This is a genomic window from Ligilactobacillus ubinensis, from assembly GCF_024160875.1.
GTDB lineage: Bacteria > Bacillota > Bacilli > Lactobacillales > Lactobacillaceae > Ligilactobacillus > Ligilactobacillus ubinensis.
In genome coordinates this window covers 24,008-44,320 of sequence record NZ_JAIULA010000009.1, presented here as the reverse complement: position 1 = coordinate 44,320, position 20,313 = coordinate 24,008, and the positions used below count along the sequence as shown (strand labels likewise).

Annotated in this window: 19 protein-coding genes; 13 read left to right on the top strand and 6 right to left on the bottom strand. The window is 33.8% G+C overall.

From position 1 onward, the window contains the following. Positions 1–30: 30 nt before the first annotated feature. Complete coding sequence (locus LB941_RS05815; protein WP_253360265.1) at positions 31–267, bottom strand: DUF454 family protein; 237 nt, start codon at positions 265–267, stop codon at positions 31–33. Positions 268–598: 331 nt separating this feature from the next. On the opposite strand from LB941_RS05815, the gene LB941_RS05810 reads away from it, so the two are divergent. From LB941_RS05810 to LB941_RS05775, 8 genes are all read left to right on the top strand, one after another. Next, a complete protein-coding gene (locus LB941_RS05810) occupies positions 599–1,777 on the top strand; it encodes an SAM-dependent methyltransferase (protein ID WP_253360263.1) in 1,179 nt (392 codons plus the stop codon). A gap of 301 nt (positions 1,778–2,078) precedes the next feature. Further along, a complete protein-coding gene (locus tag LB941_RS05805; protein ID WP_253360262.1) occupies positions 2,079–4,112 on the top strand; it encodes an alpha-glucosidase in 2,034 nt (677 codons plus the stop codon). After that, a complete protein-coding gene (locus tag LB941_RS05800; RefSeq protein WP_253360261.1) occupies positions 4,109–5,473 on the top strand; it encodes an aldehyde dehydrogenase family protein in 1,365 nt (454 codons plus the stop codon). The genes LB941_RS05805 and LB941_RS05800 overlap by 4 nt, the downstream gene beginning before the upstream one ends. A 15-nt stretch (positions 5,474–5,488) precedes the next feature. Next, positions 5,489–6,907, top strand: coding sequence for a glycoside-pentoside-hexuronide (GPH):cation symporter (locus tag LB941_RS05795; protein ID WP_253360260.1), 1,419 nt, complete (start codon positions 5,489–5,491; stop codon positions 6,905–6,907). Positions 6,908–6,922: 15 nt separating this feature from the next. Then, positions 6,923–7,588 carry a transaldolase family protein gene (locus LB941_RS05790; protein ID WP_253360259.1) on the top strand — a complete coding sequence of 222 codons (666 nt, stop codon included), beginning with the start codon at positions 6,923–6,925 and terminating at the stop codon, positions 7,586–7,588. 12 nt (positions 7,589–7,600) lie between these two features. Continuing rightward, positions 7,601–8,272, top strand: coding sequence for a DUF4867 family protein (locus LB941_RS05785; RefSeq protein WP_253360258.1), 672 nt, complete (start codon positions 7,601–7,603; stop codon positions 8,270–8,272). A gap of 10 nt (positions 8,273–8,282) precedes the next feature. Then, positions 8,283–9,614, top strand: coding sequence for a hypothetical protein (locus LB941_RS05780; RefSeq protein ID WP_253360257.1), 1,332 nt, complete (start codon positions 8,283–8,285; stop codon positions 9,612–9,614). Between the two features lie 218 nt (positions 9,615–9,832). Continuing rightward, positions 9,833–10,684, top strand: coding sequence for an undecaprenyl-diphosphate phosphatase (locus LB941_RS05775; RefSeq protein WP_253360256.1), 852 nt, complete (start codon positions 9,833–9,835; stop codon positions 10,682–10,684). A gap of 91 nt (positions 10,685–10,775) precedes the next feature. Here LB941_RS05775 and LB941_RS05770 read toward each other — a convergent pair whose 3' ends face one another. The 3 genes from LB941_RS05770 to LB941_RS05760 form a co-directional block, all read right to left on the bottom strand. Next, the gene (locus LB941_RS05770) at positions 10,776–13,670 is read right to left on the bottom strand and encodes a YfhO family protein (protein WP_253360255.1); all 2,895 of its coding nucleotides are present in this window, start codon (positions 13,668–13,670) and stop codon (positions 10,776–10,778) included. A 121-nt stretch (positions 13,671–13,791) separates the two neighbouring features. Beyond that, positions 13,792–14,202 carry a GtrA family protein gene (locus LB941_RS05765; RefSeq protein WP_253360254.1) on the bottom strand — a complete coding sequence of 137 codons (411 nt, stop codon included), beginning with the start codon at positions 14,200–14,202 and terminating at the stop codon, positions 13,792–13,794. 5 nt (positions 14,203–14,207) lie between these two features. Next, positions 14,208–14,660, bottom strand: coding sequence for a flavodoxin (locus LB941_RS05760; protein ID WP_253360253.1), 453 nt, complete (start codon positions 14,658–14,660; stop codon positions 14,208–14,210). Between the two features lie 194 nt (positions 14,661–14,854). Here LB941_RS05760 and map point away from each other — a divergent pair, with 194 nt between their 5' ends. Together map and galU are read left to right on the top strand one after the other, a co-directional pair. Then, entirely contained in the window at positions 14,855–15,640 is a 786-nt protein-coding gene (map, locus tag LB941_RS05755; protein WP_253360252.1) for a type I methionyl aminopeptidase, read from the top strand. A gap of 173 nt (positions 15,641–15,813) precedes the next feature. Continuing rightward, complete coding sequence (gene galU, locus LB941_RS05750; protein ID WP_253360251.1) at positions 15,814–16,686, top strand: UTP--glucose-1-phosphate uridylyltransferase GalU; 873 nt, start codon at positions 15,814–15,816, stop codon at positions 16,684–16,686. A 147-nt stretch (positions 16,687–16,833) separates the two neighbouring features. Here galU and LB941_RS12540 read toward each other — a convergent pair whose 3' ends face one another. Continuing rightward, on the bottom strand, positions 16,834–16,968 hold the full coding sequence (locus LB941_RS12540; RefSeq protein WP_275980000.1) for a hypothetical protein: 135 nt from the start codon (positions 16,966–16,968) through the stop codon (positions 16,834–16,836). An 87-nt stretch (positions 16,969–17,055) separates the two neighbouring features. Beyond that, positions 17,056–17,919: an alpha/beta hydrolase gene (locus LB941_RS05745; protein ID WP_253360250.1), complete on the bottom strand. Its 864-nt coding sequence runs from the start codon at positions 17,917–17,919 to the stop codon at positions 17,056–17,058. A gap of 77 nt (positions 17,920–17,996) precedes the next feature. On the opposite strand from LB941_RS05745, the gene LB941_RS05740 reads away from it, so the two are divergent. The 3 genes from LB941_RS05740 (at position 17,997) to htpX (ending at position 20,294) form a co-directional block, all read left to right on the top strand. Beyond that, positions 17,997–18,434, top strand: coding sequence for a GNAT family N-acetyltransferase (locus LB941_RS05740; RefSeq protein WP_253360249.1), 438 nt, complete (start codon positions 17,997–17,999; stop codon positions 18,432–18,434). Between the two features lie 386 nt (positions 18,435–18,820). Beyond that, positions 18,821–19,375: a LemA family protein gene (locus tag LB941_RS05735; RefSeq protein ID WP_253360248.1), complete on the top strand. Its 555-nt coding sequence runs from the start codon at positions 18,821–18,823 to the stop codon at positions 19,373–19,375. A 22-nt stretch (positions 19,376–19,397) separates the two neighbouring features. Next, complete coding sequence (gene htpX, locus LB941_RS05730) at positions 19,398–20,294, top strand: zinc metalloprotease HtpX (RefSeq protein ID WP_253360247.1); 897 nt, start codon at positions 19,398–19,400, stop codon at positions 20,292–20,294. Positions 20,295–20,313: the final 19 nt, after the last annotated feature.

Below are 20,313 nucleotides of genomic sequence, written 5' to 3'. Positions count from 1 at the left end.
ATGAAAAACATGATTTTTTAAATATTGTAATTAATCTGTATTTTCTTTAGCTGGAAGCATATTTTTAAATTTAAGAATGTATTTTTGATATAACTTTGTTCCTTTAATCCAAGCGTGAAAGCGAGGAGAAAATTTTGAGATGCTATATAAACAAAGTATGAAAAAAGGAATTTGTGGGATTATAGGAAGCATTAATCCAATGATTCCACCAATAAAGCTAATTATTGCAAGCAAAAGCCATAGACAACGAGCAATTGTTGTAAACATTTAAATCTCCTCTCTATTTGAACGGTAAACAGACAGTTTCTATATTATATTTTTAATAGTATAGCATGGATTCTTTGAATAATAAAAAAGAAAAAGATAAAATTTATTTAAAAAATATGGATAAGTCTTCGGAAACTATGGAAATGTTCTTAATCTTAACCCGGGAAATATTCCTAAAAGAATATCTCTCTTTAATCAAGATAGTTGGATTAAGCGGTATAATGCAAGACAATGTGAACAAAATGTTGATTTTATCTTAAGCAGATTGCTTGAAAAGTGGTAAAATTAATTATTGGGTTTTCATTGTTATGTAGAAGGGTGGTTATACATTATGATTGATAATATGATTTTTAAACAACTATTGAAACATTCATTTAATATTCCTGTGGAGGTGACATATCCAAACGGAAAAACTGAGAGATATGGAGATTCAAGCCCTGAAGCAAGAATAAAAATCAATGATGAGATTTCGATCAGAGATTTGCAAAAAAATGCTTCAATTACTTTAGGTGAAGCTTATATGAATGGTCAAATTGAAGTTGAAGGTTCACTTCAAAAGTTGATAGTTTCAGCATATCAGTCAGCAGATAGCTTTTTAAATAATAAGAGTTTCAAAAAATTCTTACCAAAGCAATCACACACCGAATCACGTAGTATTAAGGATGTTCAAAGCCACTACGATTTAGGCAATGATTTTTATTCACTTTGGCTAGATAAAACAATGACTTATTCATGTGCTTATTTTCGTAAACCAGATGAATCGTTAGAAAAAGCTCAAAAAAATAAAATTGAGCACATTTTAAAGAAACTTGATCCTAAACCAGGGAAGACATTACTTGATATAGGATGTGGCTGGGGAACTTTAATGTTAGCTGCCGCTAAAAAATATAATTTGAAGGTTGTCGGAATTACTTTGAGTGAAGAACAAGCTAAGTTTGTAAATCAGAGAATTGTGGAACTTGGATTGCAAGATCAAGCTAAAGTGATATTGAAAGACTATCGCGAAATTGAGCATGAACCATTTGACTATATTGTAAGTGTAGGTATGTTTGAACATGTTGGTGAAGAAAATCTAGGTGAATATTTCGAGACAATTGCTAAATATTTAAAAAATGATGGCGTTGCTTTAATTCACGGCATTACACGCCAACAAGGTGGAGCATATAATGGTTGGATTAATAAATATATTTTCCCAGGTGGTTATGTTCCTGGAATGTTAGAAAATTTACAGCATATTATAGATGCAGGGATGCAAGTTGCTGATTTGGAAACATTACGTCGTCACTATCAACATACATTGGAAATATGGGATAATAATTTCAATAAAGCAATTCCTGAAATAGAAAAGATGCAAGGTGACAAATTTGTTAGAATGTGGGATTTGTATTTGCAAGCTTGTGCAGCATCTTTTGAATCGGGTAATATAGATTGTATACAGTATTTGATTTCGAAAGGATCAAGTGGTAAAAATTTACCATTAACTCGAGAATATATGTATAAGGATATTTAATGAATAAAGAATAGAAGCATTGCAGAGTGGTTACAATCATTTTGCAATGCTTTTTTGGTGTAAATAAATAATTAAAATATGTGATAGATAATTGTGAAGAAATTTTGAATTCAAAAAAATTGAATGAGGTAGTAGTTCGAATGCTTTAAAAGTAATGCTAAAAAAATTTTAATACATAGTTCAACGTCAAAAATTCATATTTGTAAAATAAGCATATAGAATGTTCATACTTGTATCATTTTCATATCATAAATTGTCGGTAGAGTATGTTTTAAATTAACTGCTAAGAAAAATATGGGAGATGATGAACATAGAAGTAAGTAAGCTCACTTATATAAATAAACAATTAATATATAATAAAAAAATTATTTTCAACCAATCTAATAAAAAAATAATTGCCACTCTCGGTAGAGGTATTGAAAATGTAAAAATGTATCGAGGTAATTATACTGTTCAAGATAAAATGCAAGAGGAATACCCACTAATAGTTGGAAAAGTTCAGAAAATGAAACAAGGATATCGAGTTGAGCTGGTTCATGATAAAAAGGTATTCTTGCACTTAAATATAATTTTAGATAACAAGGGCCGTTTGAAAATAATGCCTGAAATTAAAAATGACAAGTGGAATCGTTTTTTAATTCGGATACCAGCGATAAAAGAAGAACATGTTTATGGTTGCGGAGAACAATTGTCTTATTTTGATTTGCGAGGACACAACTTCCCCTTATGGACATCGGAACCTGGAATTGGTCGGAATAAAAAAACGCGGATTACACAATTAGCAGATGAAGAAGGCCGTGCAGGTGGTAATTATTACACGACTAATTTTCCGCAAATGACGTATATTTCTAGTCAAAAGTATTATTTTCATACAGAAGGGTCTATGTATGCTGAATTTGATTTTTCGAATGCTGATTTTCATGAAATGCGATATTTTGGAATTCCAAAATGTTTTGTAGTTGAAACAGCTCCAATTTATCCTGAATTAATCGAAAAGCTAACACTATTTTTAGGTAGACAAAAAAAGCTGCCTGAATGGACCAATAATGGTGTGATTTTAGGTCTACAAGGTGGGTTAAACCGAGTTAAAGATATAGAAAATAAAATGTTGGCAAATAGCGTAAAATTAGCTGGGCTTTGGTGCCAAGATTGGGAAGGAACACGGACGACGAGTTTTGGTAAGCGTAATTATTGGAATTGGGCTGTAAGTGAGACTCTATATCCAAATTTGCAAGCCGAAATAAAGAAATGGCGAAAAAAGAAAATCGAATTCTTAGCATACATAAATCCGTATGTAGTAAATACCTCAGAAATGTTTAAAGAAGGTGCACAAAAAGATTATTTTGTTAAAAATAAAAGTGGTGGCATTTATCTAGTAGATTTTGGCGAATTTGACTGTGGCATGATTGATTTAACAAACTTAGCGGCCTTTAATTGGCTTAAAGAAATTATTAAAATCAATATGCTAAATCTGGGGATTTCAGGTTGGATGGCTGATTTTGGTGAATATTTACCGGTAGATGTAGTCTTAGCAGATGGTTCTGATCCAATGGAAGCTCATAATAAGTGGCCATTACTATGGGCTAAATGTAATGCACAGGCAGTATTAGAAGCAAAAAAGGAGAATGAAATTCTATACTTTATGCGAGCAGGTACAGCTAAAGCAAGTAGATTCTGCCCAATATATTGGGCAGGAGATCAGAGCGTTGATTGGAGTTTGGATGATGGACTAGCATCAGTTATTTGTGGTTCACTGTCACTTGGAATGTCTGGAACAGCATTAACACATAGTGATATTGGCGGTTATACGAGCATGTATGGCAATTTGCGAACAGCTGAACTATTTGAACGCTGGACTGAAATGGCATGTTTTACACCTTTAATGCGAACGCATGAAGGAAATCGGCCAGCAGAAAATTTTCAAGTATATGACGATATGCAAGCAATTAAGCATTTAGCAAAATTCAGTTCCATTTATAAAGAATTAACTCCATATCGTAAAGAAGTAATTTTAGAAAGCGAAGCAAATGGCTGGCCTGCACAACGGCCTTTGTTTTTCCATTATGAAGAACAAGAGGCTTGCTACACAGAAAAATATGAGTATTTATTTGGTAGAGATTTGTTAGTTGCTCCTGTATATGAAGAAGGACAGACTGAAAAGGAAGTTTTTTTACCCAAAGATGAGTGGATTCATTTGTGGTCTGGAAAAGTCTATAAAGGTGGAGTTTGGCAAGTTGCAACCCCTTTGGGGCAGATTCCAGTATTTTACCGACGAACAGCTAAATATACTAATTTATTTAAAAAATTCGTTCAAAGAGATGAGGAAAATAGATGATATATAAAGTTACTAATCCGTATACTGGTCGGGTAGAAGCAATTTTTCCAGAAGCTACTCCGGTAGAAATAGTAGACGCATATAGAAATGCACAGAAATATTATAATTTTGCGCAACAACAACAAGTAGCAGAACGAGTCGAAAAATTACACCTGTTAGCGCAAGTATTTCGCGATAATGCAACTAACTTAGCACGGTTGGAAACGGTTAATATGGGTAAACTATACACTGAAGCGTTAGGCGAAGTGAATGCAGCAGCTAATATTGCTGAATATTATGCAGAAAATGGTGCGCAAGCCTTACAAGATAAAAATTACACATATAAAGGTAATCAAAATGCAATTCTTCATTATGAGGCGACTGGAATAGTTCTTGCGATTGAGCCTTGGAACTTTCCATATACACAAGTTATGCGCGTTTTTGCACCTAACTATTTACTTGGGAATGCAGTTATTTTAAAACATGCACCTAGTGTAGCTGGTTGTGCACGTGAACTTGAAATGATTGTAAAACAAGCCACAATCAAAAAAGGTGCATTTAAAAATCTATTTTTAAATGAAGACCAGGTAGGTGAATTGATTAAACAGCCATTAGTGCAAGGTGTAGCATTAACAGGCTCTGTCACTGCAGGTAAGATTGTTGCAGGAAAGACAAGTGCTAATTTGGTAAAAACAACGCTTGAATTAGGTGGTAATGATGCATTTATAGTTTTACCAGATGCAGATTTAAAAAAGGCTGCTGCTGATGCAGTTACTGCAAGATTGCGTAACGCAGGTCAAGCATGTAATGGTGCTAAACGTTATATCGTGACTAAAGAACAGGCTGCGGAATTTATTGAATTAGTAAAAAAGGGATTTGAAAACCAAATCCTAGGAGATCCTTTAGAAAAGCAAACAACGTTAGCCCCCCTAGCTACACGAGAACAGCAATTGAGATTACAAAAACAAGTAGAAATGGCCATTGCGCATGGAGCCAAAATTTTATTAGATGGGGGAATTGAAAAGAGAGCTGGTTTCTTTTTTAAACCAATATTGATAACGGATTTAACACCGGACAATCCAATGTTTGATGAAGAATTTTTTGGACCAGTCGGGCAAGTTCATATAGTAGAAGATATTGAAGCTGCTATAAGATTGGCAAATCAATCACAATATGGACTAGCTGGTAGCATTTATACAAATGATACAAGCCAAGCAATTACAATTGCTAAACAGCTAGAAACAGGTCAGGTTTTTATTAATCAACCCGCTGGTGGATACCCAGAACTACCTTTTGGAGGGGTAAAAAATTCAGGATATGGAAGAGAAATGAGTGAATTAGCACTATATGAATTTGCCAATCAAAAAATAATTGCATTGTAGAGAGGAGTAACTTGAGTGGAAAATTTACAAAAAGCAGAAGAAAATGTAGAGATCTTTAAAATAACAGATGAGCCTAAAACAGTTACTTTGAAAAATAAAATAGCTTATGCGGTAGGAGATATGGGTAATAACTTTCTCTTTGATATGGGACAACTTTATTTGCTCAAATATTTTACTGATGTTGCTGGTCTACCAAGTGCATTAGCAGGAACAGTTTTTCTGGTTGCTAAAATATGGGATGGCTTTATGGATATCTCAGTAGGAACGTGGATTGATAATAGAGCGAATATTAGTAAGCGTGGGAAATTTAGACCATTTATGTTGTGGGCAGCAATTCCATTAGGGTTATTGCTAATAGCGAATTTTACAATTCCTAATTTCTCAGTAACAGGAAAACTATTGTATGCATATGTTGCGTACATGATTTTTGGAACGGTATATAGTATTTCAAATATTCCATTTGGTTCAATGGTACCTACGATGACAAGAAACAGTCAAGAACGGGATGAACTTGCATCATATAGAACAATTGGTGCAAATTTAGGCCTAATGTTAGCTACAATTGGTTTTACACCAATTGTACTATTATTACCGACGCAAAAAATAGGCTATGCAGTAGCAGTCATCATTTTTGCAATTCTAGGTGTTTTATGCCAATGGTATTGTTATGCCAATGTCAAAGAGGTTTATAAAGTGCCGACTAAACCTAAATTAACTAAAGAAGAACTTAAAGAACAGTATAAGGCGCTTTTTAAAAATAAACCGTTAATCGTCATTTCAGTCGTAAATTTATTGACGTTTTCATCTTTTAATTTGAAATCAACTGTTCAAGTTTATTTTGCGCAGTATGTATTAAAAGATACAGCAGCGGTTTCATATTTAGGTTTCTTTAGTATTGGGATGATTCTTGTTGCAGCAGTTGTAGTGCCTTTTTTAACCCGTAAGTTTGATAAAAAGATTGTTTATGTGGCTGGCTGCTTGATTTGGGCAATTGGTGATATTTTAGGCTTTTTCTTTACAACCAACGCAACTACATTTATTTTTTTCACAACAATTGCCTATTTTGGAAATGGATTTGCAACCACATTAAATTGGTCAATGATTTCTGATTGTGTTGAATACGGTGAATGGCAGTCAGGAGTTAGATCAGAAGGATTAGTATATTCATTTTTCACATTCTTCAGAAAACTATCACAAGCTGTAGCAGGTTTTGTTCCTGGAATCGTTTTAGCCTGGGTTGGATATGTTCCTAATCAACAACAAACAGCTGAAGCTATTTTTGGCATTCGAGGTTTAATGTTCTTATACTCAGGAAGTTTATCAATATTTGCGATAATTATGATTTTGAAACTTTACCCACTCACGGATGCACGATTTAAGGTAATTATGAAAGAAGTCGTTGCTCGACGTAATAAGAAGACTACCAAAGATTAGAAAGGTTGGATTGAAATGAAATATTTTTTAGATAGTGCAAAATTAGATGAGATAAAAAAAGCATATGAGGATTATGGTTTTGATGGAGTGACAACAAACCCTAAACATATTATGGCTAGCGGCAAACCCTTTCGCAAATGTATTGCAGATATTGCGGAATATGTAGCTGATAAACCTAATTTTCCAGTATCAGTTGAAATAAATCCTCATTTGAAAAAAGCGGATGAGATGATTGAAATGGCTAAAGAAATTAGTTTGCTTTCTCCTAATTTTGTAATTAAGATTCCAACGACAACAGAAGGGGTAAAAGCAGCAAGAAAATTGGAACAGCAAGGGGTAAGAACTAATTTGACTTTAGTTTTCTCACCATCACAGGCAATTATTGCAGGAAAAGTAAATGCGAAATATGTTTCACCATTTGTTGGTTGGAAAGAAGACAATGGCGAAGATGGACTACAATACATTAAAGATATCGTAGATATATATCAAACCTATTCTTTTAAGACAGAAATTATTGTTGCTGCTGTACGGACAGGAAAACAAATTGCTGAAGCTGCAAAATTTGGAGCTGACATTGTAACATGTGGATTAGCAGTCTATGAAACTAGTTTTAATGATCCTTATACGGATTTTGGGTTAGGCGTTTTTCAAGATGCTTGGGATCAAACCGTCACAGATTAATGAGGTGATAATATGCAAAATGTATTGGAAAAAATTCAAGAACAAAATCCTGAAATAGATATACTAAGTGTGACAGATAAAGCTTTTGCTGATTATGGTCGTAAAGTTGTATTACAAGAACAAGGTGATTTTGAAAAAAAATTAGCAAGTACGCAGATTCCGCATGAAGGAAATGTCTATATAAGAGATGATATAAGTCTTTTTACAAGTCATATGCGAAATGATATTGCTCGAAATGTTTATGGAGAGCAGGCGATTGAAATTGGCTACTGTAATGGTAATAGTGATCGAATCAATGCTTTTGAATGGCATAATTGTTCAGAAATTAATCTTGCACAAACGGATTTAATTTTATTTCTAGCACGACAAAAAGATGTTGTTAACAATACTATAACAACACGTTCAGCACAAGCATTTTTTGTCCCTAAAGGAACGGCAATTGAAATTTATCCAACGATATTGCATTTTGCCCCATGTCGTGTATGGAAAAGCGGATTTCGTTGTTTAGTTGTTTTGACAAAGGACACAAATACACAACTTGAAGATGCAAGAGAAAAAACGGATGTTTTATTTCAAAAAAATAAATGGTTACTAACACACGTAGAAAACAAGCGTATGGTTGAAAAGGGAGCTTGTATAGGTGTAGTTGGCGCAAATACACAAATTATTCCATTAACAAAATAGGAGGCAGAATATGAACAAAATTTTATATTTACCAGTAGTGAGACGTAAGTTTGATGCAAAGACTGCTGAAACAATACGTGGACAGTTAAGTGAATTGCTAAGTGCATATGATGTTATTGAACCCACAGAAGCATTAGGTGATCCAACTGAATTAGCTAGTTTTTTAAGTCAAGTTCAGGAGCAAGATTTTGCAGGAATCATTTTTCATAATACGACATTCACAGATGCAGAATTTGTTAAACTAGTACACCGTTACTACCCTGAAAAACCGATTTTGCTATTAGCACCGCGCGAGCCAAGTGTCCATGGGTGGTTACACTTCAATTCTTTAACTGGGATTGTAAGTTCTGCTAATTATTTACATACCCAAAAACATTATTTTCAGCATATCTATGGTAACCCTGATGAAATATTTGTGCAGAAAAAAATCCAAGGTTTTGTAAAGGCTTGTCTTTTAAAAGATAAGATAGCAAACTCAAAAATCGGAGTAGTTGGTACTTTTCCACCAGGCTTTTTCTTTTCAGATGCAGATGCAGTAAAACTTAAAGCTACTTTTGGAATTACACTTAAGCATTATGAAATTGATGAAGCATTTATTGCTGCTGATGCATTACAAGAAGCAATATATAAAAAAGAATTAGATTATGCAGCAGAACATTATCAAAATTTAGATATCAATGGAAAAGAGACAATCAAATTTGTTAAGTTTGTCGCCTTGATGAAGCAATGGGCAAAGCGCGATGGTTTTAGTGCGCTTGCTTCGCGGTGTTGGCCTGATTTCTTTGATAAATATGGTTGTGCGCCAGGTGCAGTTTGGACGCAACTTGATAATGAACAACTACCTACAGCAATGGAATGTGATATACATGGTGCGCTATCTATGTATATCTTACAAGAATTAACGCCGAATAAGGCAGCCACTTATTTAGGTGATTTGTCTTCCTTGGATGAAGAAGATAATACAATAACAATGTGGCATGACTATGGAGCTTACGATGTTGCAAATCCAAAGTATGGCATTAAAGCAGGAGTACATCCAAATCGGAAAATGCCAGTTAGTCCAGATGCGGTTTTAAAACCGGGAAAAGTGACGGTTATGCGAGTTCATTATGATACGGATGGCTATAAATTGGTTGCTTTTAAGGGACGTGCGTTAGATGTTGAGCCGCAGTATAATGGGTTTTCTGGGAAAATCCAACTAAAACAACCGGTAGATAAAGTAGTGGATAATTTTATTGAAAGTGGTTATGAGTCGCATTTTGCATTGGTTTATGGTGATTATGTTGAAGATATTGCCAATCTTGCGAAATTACTAAATATAAAGTGTGAAATTGTAGACTGATTATTAAACAATAATCTTATAATATAAAAAACATTCTCCTATATTGATGCTTATAGTTAAGTATTAGTATGGGAGTTCTTTTGATAATCAAATACTTAAGCATTAAGATTATTTGAATGTCAATATTAATATTGCTTGTCGGTACAGATTTGGAATATAATAAAATTTAGTGGTTATAATCACAGGTATTTATTGTATTCAGAAGGGAAATTATATTAATGATTGAATTGTTTAAAGCATTCCTTTTTGGGATTGTAGAAGGTATTACGGAATGGTTACCTATCAGTAGTACAGGTCATATGATCTTATTAGATCAGTTTGTTAAGTTGGATGTATCAAATAGCTTTTATAGTATGTTTGAGGTTGTTATTCAACTAGGTGCGATTATGGCAGTCGTTGTAATTTATTGGAATCGAATTTGGCCATTTAAGATTTCGCATGCAACAGGGTTCTCAGCTCCACGTGGAATTTGGCGTTTTATTGATAAAGATACATTCATCATGTGGATAAAAATTTTTATCGCGTGTTTACCAGCCGGAATAATTGGTGTTAAATTCAATGATTTATTTGAAAAATTATTTTATAATCCAACGTGTGTAGCAATTGCTTTAATTGTTTTTGGTATAGCATTTATATGGATTGAAACAATTCACAAAGGACATAGAGCGCATATTAATTCGATTGCAGAGTTGTCTTATTACACTGTTATACTGATTGGGTTCTTTCAACTAATTGCTGCTGTTTTTCCTGGAACATCGCGTTCAGGTGCAACAATAGTCGGAGCATTATTGTTAGGTGTTTCACGGACGACGGCGGCTGAATTTACTTTCTTTTTAGCAATTCCTGTAATGTTTGGAGCAGCGTTATTTAAAATTGTTCAATTTGGTTTCGTGTTTACATCAACAGAAGTTGTTATTATGGTGGTTGGATTAATTACTGCATTTCTATCTTCAATTGTAGTTATTAAATTTTTAATGAAGTATATTAAGAGCCACGATTTTAAAATTTTTGGTTGGTATCGGATTATTTTAGGAATTCTGGTTTTAGTATATTTTTTGGTAATTAAGTAAGGATATACAAAGTAGCAATACTATCTTTTCTAGTTAAGAGGAGAAGACAGTATTGCTACTTTTTTTATTTGTAATATATAGAACCTAAAATTTAATCTTTACGTCGTTTAATAATTAATGTTCCTAAAACACTGATAAAGACAAGTGTAACTCCAATAATACTAAGTCTAATCCCAAGATTTGCACCAGGAGTTGTATAGATGAAACGGACTTTATGGGTACCAGCTGCAAGCTTAACACCAAGAAAAGCATTATTGGTTTTTAAAACAGTAGCTTGTTTTCCGTCAACAGTAACGCTCCATCCGCGTGAATAAGGAATAGACGATGTTAGGATTCCAGTTTTTGTTGTCGTAATTTTTCCACTAAAACCATGGTTTGTATAGGTTACGTTTTGTAAAGCATGCTTTTGAATTCTTTTAACCTGCTTATAATAATTCGAATTTTTGCCAAGCGGTTCGGCAACGACTTTGAGTTTAAAACTATATGTTCCGAGCTTTGATGGAGTTAAGGTTAACTGCTTTGGAAGTTTAGTGAAATAACCGCTATTTAAAGTTCCACCAGTAACAACTTTATAAAAAGATGTTGCGTTTTGATTAGGTTGGGTTATTTTTTCAGTACCTAAACTTGAAGATACGCTTAATGAATAACTATTATCAGGGGAACCTTTCAGAATATGGTATCTAAAATATTTATAGTACGATAGGATACTATTATTTCCCAACAAACCATTTGTTAAATCATAGGTAGAATTTCTTTTTTCTAGAGCTATTTGTTGACTAAAGGTAAACGGTGTGTATTTTATATTTGTAATTTCAACATGTAATTCACTATTCGCATAAAGCTTGGCTAGTTTAGTTGCCGTTTTTTTATCAGTTGAAGTTGTTAATAGAATAATTTTATATTTCTCATCACTATCTTCTTTGACTAATTTATTAGTTGTAATGACGTTGCCACGACTAGAAATGATTTTATAAGGAACGTTGATTACAGTATTTGTTAATGCAGAATTCTTTACATGATGTGTATTTTTAGTTGCGGTTTTTGAAACAACAACGCCAGTTGCAAGAGCACGTTCTTTTTGAGTCGAAGTAAGTGAGTTATATTGCGTAGTTGTAATAGTACTACTTTGCCAATAAACAAGTGGGAAAGCATATTTAGTAGTATATCTACGTGTCTGAGAATCTTTATTTGTATCATGATTAACATTTGTAATTTTACGTGTCATTGCATCCAAAGTATATCCAGCTGGAATTTTGCTGGAATTTGCCTGATTTATTTGAGTAAATAAATAGCGAACACCTAAGAAATTATTTAAAACGGTTCGATCTGAAACTTGTCCTACCGGTCGGGTAGCTTCATATTGTGTATTACCCATTTCATTCATAAAGTTACCTAAGTAATTGTTTTGAAGTGAATAATACGAATTAATTGAATGAACGTTACTATTAAGAGAATTGTATAAATTAAATCCATTTCCAAAATAATAATTATTACTAATCGTAGAGACACGATACTGACTAGTATTCGTTAAGTCCTTATTTAGACCAGCATAAGCTTTCTTAGATATTTTTTGATATGAACCACTAGACAGCATTTCATTTGAATATCCACCATCATAAGGGGCTTCGAAGTAGACAGCATTTAGTAGAACATTACAGATTACGATAAAAGTTAAAATAGACGTACTGTGTGCTGTGCGTTTAAAGTTAAACCAAATTAATGCACCTAAAGTGACAAACAAGAAGATAATAGGTACAAATAATTTCTCAGTGCTGTCAAAAAAGTAGTCAATACAAAGGACAAACGTATAAATTATAGTTGCAAAAATAAAAAGTTTCAGTGTCTTTATGGATAAGTGAGTTGCATGTTCAAGTAGTAAGCAACAAGCAAGCGCCATTGGTAAACATAGCATCAGCGACCAACGGTTTGATGGAGACATCCCTCCATTAAATAAGGCACCAAATGCAGGAATTAGCAACATAAGAAAACCGAGGATGAAGACTGTGTTTAGCATGAGATAACGTCTGAAATTTGAAAAAACGTAGATTAAAGCAAAGAAAGCGATACTGGCAAATCCTAGGGCGCTCCAGAAATAAAAATCGCGATTACCACCATTGATTAGTTGAGATGGTAGAGCTAGATAATAGTATAGCGGATAAATTTTTAATCCATTAGCAAATGTGCTGGCAGATCTGGTTGAATCTTGAACGGCAACAAATTCTGGAACCAGCAAAAAAGAACTTAGTAATAAACTGGTAATCGTAGCCCAGCTAAGCTTAAAAAGCGTTTTTTTGTAATTAAGTGTAAAGCGATATGTTAGGATAACACGTAAAATTAAATAAATTAATGCGCCAATCCCTAGCATAAAAGCGAAGTAGAAGTTATTGAGAAGCATCCAAGTAAAAATACCTAATAACGGCCAAGCGTTTTTGTTTTGCAAGACTCTTTCCAATGATGTAATGATTAATGGAAAAAGAATAAAAGGTACTGTAAAAAAAGGATGCGCAATATTTGCATATAATAAAAAGGCATTAAAAATATAAATATTAGCACCTGCAATAATAACTCTTTTTTTAAAGTTAAAATGTGTAGCAAAGTAAGTGAAAGAAAGTCCAGCTAAGTACATGCGAACAACAATCAATATTTGATAAGCTAAGACAACCTTGCTTGCTGGAACAAGTAAAGTAAGATAATCAAAAATATCACCAACGACATAGTAAGAATAGACTTGAAAAGAACTTGAACCTAATCCCATATGCCAAGACCAAGTTGGAAGGCCACTTGTAGGATGATGAATAAAATTTAGTAAGACTTTGCGGTAGCTTTGTAATAACGGTAAGTGTTGGTTGGCAGCATCAATGTACCAAATAAGGGCATGACCTGTGATAAGATAAGTTCCATAAACAAATAATGCAACACAAGCAAAAACAATGCTGTAGTTCCAGTATATGTGTTGATACTTTCTTTTTTCAAATGAAAATTGCACAAAAAAACCCTCCCTAAAGTGTTTACATAAGACTTATTGTACCGTAAAAAGTCTAATAATGCTTTAATTAGGAAAGTTCTTTAATTATTTTTTCTCTTTTTAGTAATGTTTCAATTAGGAGTTAAGAACGTTTTTTGAAGATAAAGACTTTGCTGAAAAAGTAATTTAATATGACAATGATAATTTGATCTACTAACTTTGTTGCTAATTTATTAGCTTGTAGAATGGATACACCAATATACATAATCCCAGCATCAAATCCTAATGAAATGATGCGATAGAAGAAAAACCACCACATTTCGATCAAAAAAGCAGAGACAGTTGTATATTCTGAACCAAAAACCCAAACCTTATTAGTGAAAAAGGCAAATAAAACAGAAAGCAACCACGCAATTAAATTAGCTAGTTGATAGTACATGTGTAGGTTTGCGGAACATATTTGAAAAACCACCAAATTGATTAGGGTGGTTAAGCCACCAAAAAATAAATATGAAATCACGCTCTTATATTTTATAAAATATGTCTTTAACATGTATGTTATCCTTTAACAGCGGCTACTAAGTCATCTGCTAGTTTCTCTAAACTTTTAATGTCTTCATCTGTATCGGGAGCAAGGTTAATTTTCACCGTTTTAGCACCTTGTTTAGCACCAGCATTTTCGAGCGCTGCACCAAACATATCAACAGCTGTACAGAAGTATTCGCCATAAAAAGTATCACCAGAGCCGGCGACTGCATACACCTTGCCATTCAAATCAACATCTTCAAGGTCATCATAAAAGTCCATACCTTCATCTGGAAGGGCACCTTCATCATATGTATATGGACAAATGACACAAATATCAACATCTTCAAGGTCAGCTGGATCTGCTTGGGAAATTTCTTCTACAGACACGTCGACCCCTTTTTTCTCCAATTCTTCAGCAATAATATCTGCTACATCTTCATTGTTACCGGTAATTGTTGCAAAAACAACTTTAGCAGTAGCCATAACTAAGACCTTCTTTCTTAAAGTATACAACGGTAATTATAGCAGATTTTTTGAAACTAGACATATAATAAAAGAAGCCTGATTAATTTTAAAATAATTGATGGAAAAGTAAAAGACGGAGAATTCGTGCTATTGAAGATATAATGGACTATAATGAATAGGTATAAGAAAAAAATTGGAGGCATTTGTAAGATATGATTACAATTAAATCACCCCGTGAAATTGAAGATATGGCTAAATCAGGTGCCATTCTAGCTGGAATGCATGTTGGATTACGCAACGTCATTAAACCAGGAATTTCAAGTTGGGATATAGAGAAGTTTGGTAAGAAATATATTGAGGAACACGATGCAATTCCAGAACAAATTGGATTTGAGGGCTACAAGTATGCAACTTGTGTTAGTATAAACGATGAAATTTGCCATGGTTTTCCACGGAAAAACGTTATTTTAAAAGATGGCGATTTAATTAAAGTTGATACAGTAGTAAATTATCATGGTGCAATGAGCGACTCATGTTGGAGCTATGTGGTTGGTAAGTCAACACCAGAAATTGACAAACTTATGACAGTAACAAAAAAAGCTTTATATTTAGGAATAGATCAAGCAATAGTAGGAAATAGAATTGGTGATATTGGTGCAGCTATTCAGCACTATACTGAAGATGAAATGGGTTATGGTGATGTTCGTGAATTCATTGGCCATGGTATTGGGCCTACTATGCATGAAAGCCCAAGTGTTCCGCATTATGGTGAAGCAGGTCATGGGGTTCGTTTGCGCGAAGGAATGACAATTACAATTGAACCCATGATTAATATGGGAACTTGGCAAGCTGAAATGGATGACCCTAATGGCTGGACAGCACGGACAGCAGATGGCAGTTTATCTTGTCAATACGAACATACAATTGCGATTACAGCCAAAGGACCAAAAATTTTAACATCACAAGATCCAGACATAGATAAAGCATACTTACTATAAAATAATATGAGTTTAAGTAGATAGCTAAGATATAAAAAACGATAAATAAGTAAAAATCATTAAATGCTTATGAAACTTGTAAAATTTAGCCATACTGGTATAATATGTGTTGAATATTAAATTGTCATCGTTATCATATAGCGGTGATGAATACTTGACAAAGGGGTACACTAATGAAAGTAAGAAAAGCTGTCATCCCAGCTGCTGGGCTAGGAACAAGATTTTTGCCAGCTACTAAAGCTTTAGCAAAAGAAATGTTTCCAATTATTGATAAACCAACAATTCAATATATTATTGAAGAAGCAAAAAAATCTGGAATTGAAGATATTTTAGTTGTCACTGGTAAAGGAAAACGGCCAATTGAAGATCATTTTGATTCAGTACCAGAACTTGAACAAAATTTAAAGGAAAAAGGTAAGACAGACCTTTTACGTTTAGTTGAACAAACAACTGATATTAATTTATATTTTATTCGCCAATCGCATCCTCGTGGTTTAGGTGATGCTGTTTTAATGGCGAAGGATTTTGTTGGTGACGAACCATTTGTTGTTATGTTAGGTGATGATATCATGGAAGATAAAAAGCCTTTAACAAAACAATTGATGGATCGTTACGAAGATACACATGCATCTACATTGGCTGTTATGCGTGTTCCACATGAAGAGGTTAACAAATATGGGGTTATTGACCCTGCAGCACAAACAAAGCCAGGCTTGTATGATGTTAAGCAATTTGTTGAAAAGCCAGCAGTTGATAAAGCACCATCTGATTTAGCAATCATAGGTCGTTATTTATTAACACCTGAAATTTTTGAAATGTTGGAAACGCAAAAACCAGGTGCAGGCAATGAAATTCAATTAACAGATGCAATTGATCGCTTAAATAAGATTCAACGGGTATTTGCTCATGAATTTAAGGGCGATCGCTATGATGTCGGCTATAAATTTGGCTATTTGAAGACTTCAATTGAATTTGGATTAAAGCATCCAGAAGTTAGCCCTGACTTAAAAGTTTATATTAAAGACTTAGCTAAAAAATTAAAATAAATGGGAGAAATGTCTGGAATGAGATTTCTAGACGCTCTCTTGAATATACTAGTATCTAGTAAAATAGTCAGGCAAAAAAGACGTTCTATAAAAAGAGCGTCTTTTTTGTCACTTAATAGAAAATTTTCTAATTGTGGCCTGCGTTAATTAACGTAGTTTTTTGGCGTCACTATCAAGCTTTGCAAAGCCTGAGCCAGTTGCTGGTTTAGGCTGTTTTGCACGTTCCTCCATAGCTTTATGGGCCATAGCCTTGCGTTCTTCTTTACTTAACTTCTTTGCCACATATCTTCGCCTCTTTTCGCAAAGTTCCACAGTGTGGAAAAACTCCACACTATTATTATAGGAGTATTTAGGTAAAACTGCAAAAAATTACTTGAAAAGAAACTTATCTACATAGTTATTCACAGTTGCATTATTGTGCAATTTTGAGTGTTGTGCATTAGCTCCTGTAATTTGAACTTCACGATAGTATGCAACTCGTTTTTTTAATAGATAGGCTAAAGAACGAGCAGAGACAGTAGTAACTAGTGAATCAGAGCTTGTACCATCCTCTAAGTTGCCATAGATATTCAAGATTTTTGTTTCTTTAGGAAACTTATTTCGTAAAAGATAGTAATTTTTATAGGCAGTATCCTGAATTTTAGGTGCACCTGTAGAAGTGAAATAATTAACATTGGGTGAATCATCAATGTAGATAACACCATCAAATGGTCCGGCAATAGGTACAAATTTGTTAAACTGTGGATAACTTCGGTTATAATAATGCACTGCCCAGTAATATGTAGATGGCCCACCCATTGAATGGCTAACGATATTAAAAGCACTGATACCGTAATGTGTTTGTAAAGAACGAATAACGGTATTTATCCATTTTGCTTGTTGTGGGATTTCCGCTTGATTATTTTGAAACAATACTTGAATAAGGGGGTACTTTAATTTTTTTTGCCATTTACCTGTATAAGTTAAGGTTCCAGTTGGACTAACAGTGATAGTAAGAACTTTTTTTGCTTTACCTGTAGCAACTGCAGCCTCAATTAAATGATTTGTTGATGCTGCAGTTCCCTTCCATCCGTGAATATAGAGTGTGGGAATTGTTTTTTGAAAATTATTTTTTTCTGTGGTTGAAACTATATTAATAGATAAAAGAAAGTATAATGTGACCATAAAAATAGAAAGAAATAGAATCATTTTTAAAAAAATATGATGTTTTTTAGTCATTAAGTGTTGAGCCATATAATCACCCCTATGTAAGTATACTCGTACTTCTTTCTAATTTTCTTTAAATATAATATAATCTTCATTAGAGGTGAATGCTAGTGCAAATTAAAACAACAACAGATTTAAATAGTCAAGTATATGCGGATGCAGTAGCAATCCGAATGGAAGTTTTTGTTAAAGAACAAGGAGTAGATCGACAGCTAGAACTTGATTTTGAAAAAGGTCCGATATACTATGTTGGCTATCTTGCGGATAAGCCAGTTGCAACCGCGCGTGTAATTGTCCAAGAGGATAATGGTTGGCATCTTCAAAGGGTTGCTATTTTAAAGGCATTTCGTGGCCAAAAATTAGGTTCACAAATCTTGAAGGCTATTGAAAGTGACGCAAGAGAAAATAAAGTAAGTTATTTAACTTTGGGTGCCCAAGATCAAGCTCAACTTTTTTACACAAAATTGGGCTATCAAGTCGTTGGTAAGGGCTTTTTAGATGCAAATATTGTACATCATCGGATGGATAAAAAAATTATTTAACTTGCATTTGGATATAGAATGGTATATGATTACCCACATGCGATGAGTCGAGAAAAACCAGATAACGATTTAGTTATTTCGCTGCGGCGACAAGTGGTTATATCGAATGGGGCACGATAACTACAGGATTGTAGTGTGTTTGACTACCTCTATATTGTGGAATTTATGTAGTCCATCTTTAAAAGTAGATGCCATAGTGAAAAGCCAGGTTAGAAGTTATAAAACTTTTGATTTGGCTTTTCTTGTTTTGAAATTAAAATAAAATTATACTTTTAAGAGTATATCGTAAGAAGTAAATGCTTTATTAACTGTGAGTAATTTGTTATCATTATAGGGAATAAGGTTGTTAGCATTTTGTAATGTTTTAAACATATGGAGGAAAATAAATGACATTTATAGTGGTTATCGTTATTGTTATCATACTAGGTCTAATATACGCATCAATGTATAATGGGATGCAAAGATCTAAAGTTAATACGGAAGAATCATGGAGTCAAATTGATGTTCAGCTTAAACGAAGAAATGATTTGATTCCTAATTTAGTTGAAACAACAAAAGGTTATGCAAAACATGAAAAAGAAACTTTTGCACAAGTTGTTAATTTACGTAATCAAATGACACAGTTGCCAGCAGATGCACATACTGAAAAAATGGAACTTTCTAATCAAATAACAGATTCTTTAAAGTCAATTTTTGCATTAGCTGAAGCATATCCTGATTTAAAAGCAAATCAAGAATTTACAAAATTAATGGAAGAACTAACTAATACTGAAAACAAAATTGCCTATTCACGACAATTATTTAACAGTTCAGCAGCTAACTATAATCAACGTTTGTTAACATTCCCTTCTAACATTGTCGCTGGGATTCATCATTTTACAAAAGTTGATTATTTAGAAGTGCCTACACAAGAAAAAGAAGCTCCAAAGGTTTCCTTTTAAGTAGATAGGGAGGAATTGCTTAATGCTTTATCAACAGATCGCTCAGAACAAACGAAAAACAGTGTTTGTCATGATCGGTTTTCTACTATTAATTACAATAATTGGTGCTGCAATTGGATATGTTTTTTTTAACAGTTCAGTAGCTGGCATGATCATGGCAGTTTTAATTGGGGCAGTTTACATGTTGATAATGCTCTCACAATCAACTGATGTCGTAATGAGCATGAATAATGCAACTGAAATAACGTCGGAAAGCCAAGCTCCAGATTTTTGGCACGTAATAGAAGATATGGCTCTAGTTGGTCAAGTACCTATGCCACGAGTTTTTATTATTGATGATCCGAGTCCTAATGCATTTGCAACTGGACCAAATCCTGAGCATGCAGCAGTTGCAGCGACAAGAGGTTTATTAGAACGGCTGAATCGTGAAGAGTTGGAGGGTGTGATGGCTCATGAAGTTTCGCATATCCGCAATTACGATATTCGTTTACAAACAACGGCTTTAGCTTTGACGGCAGCAATTTCAATATTGGTTAATTTTGCAACGAATTCTTTTTTATGGGGTGGAGGCCGTCGTCGAGATAATGATCGTGATGGCGGTGGAGCACTAGGGATAATAATGATTATTGTGTCTATTTTGGCAATTATCTTAGGACCGTTAGCGGCTAGTTTAGCACAAATGGCTTTATCACGTAATCGAGAATATTTAGCAGATGCTTCTGCTGTTGAATTAACACGAAATCCGCAGGGGCTTATCAGTGCGCTTGAAAAAATTTCGCAAAGTGAACCGATGCAAGCAGCAGATCCAAGTAGTTCGTCATTATATATAGCTAATCCTTTTAAATCAGATTCGTGGACGCATTTGTTTGATACACATCCAGCAACTGAAAAAAGAATTGAACGCTTACGTAATATGTAGTGTCTTTGAATGGAGGAAT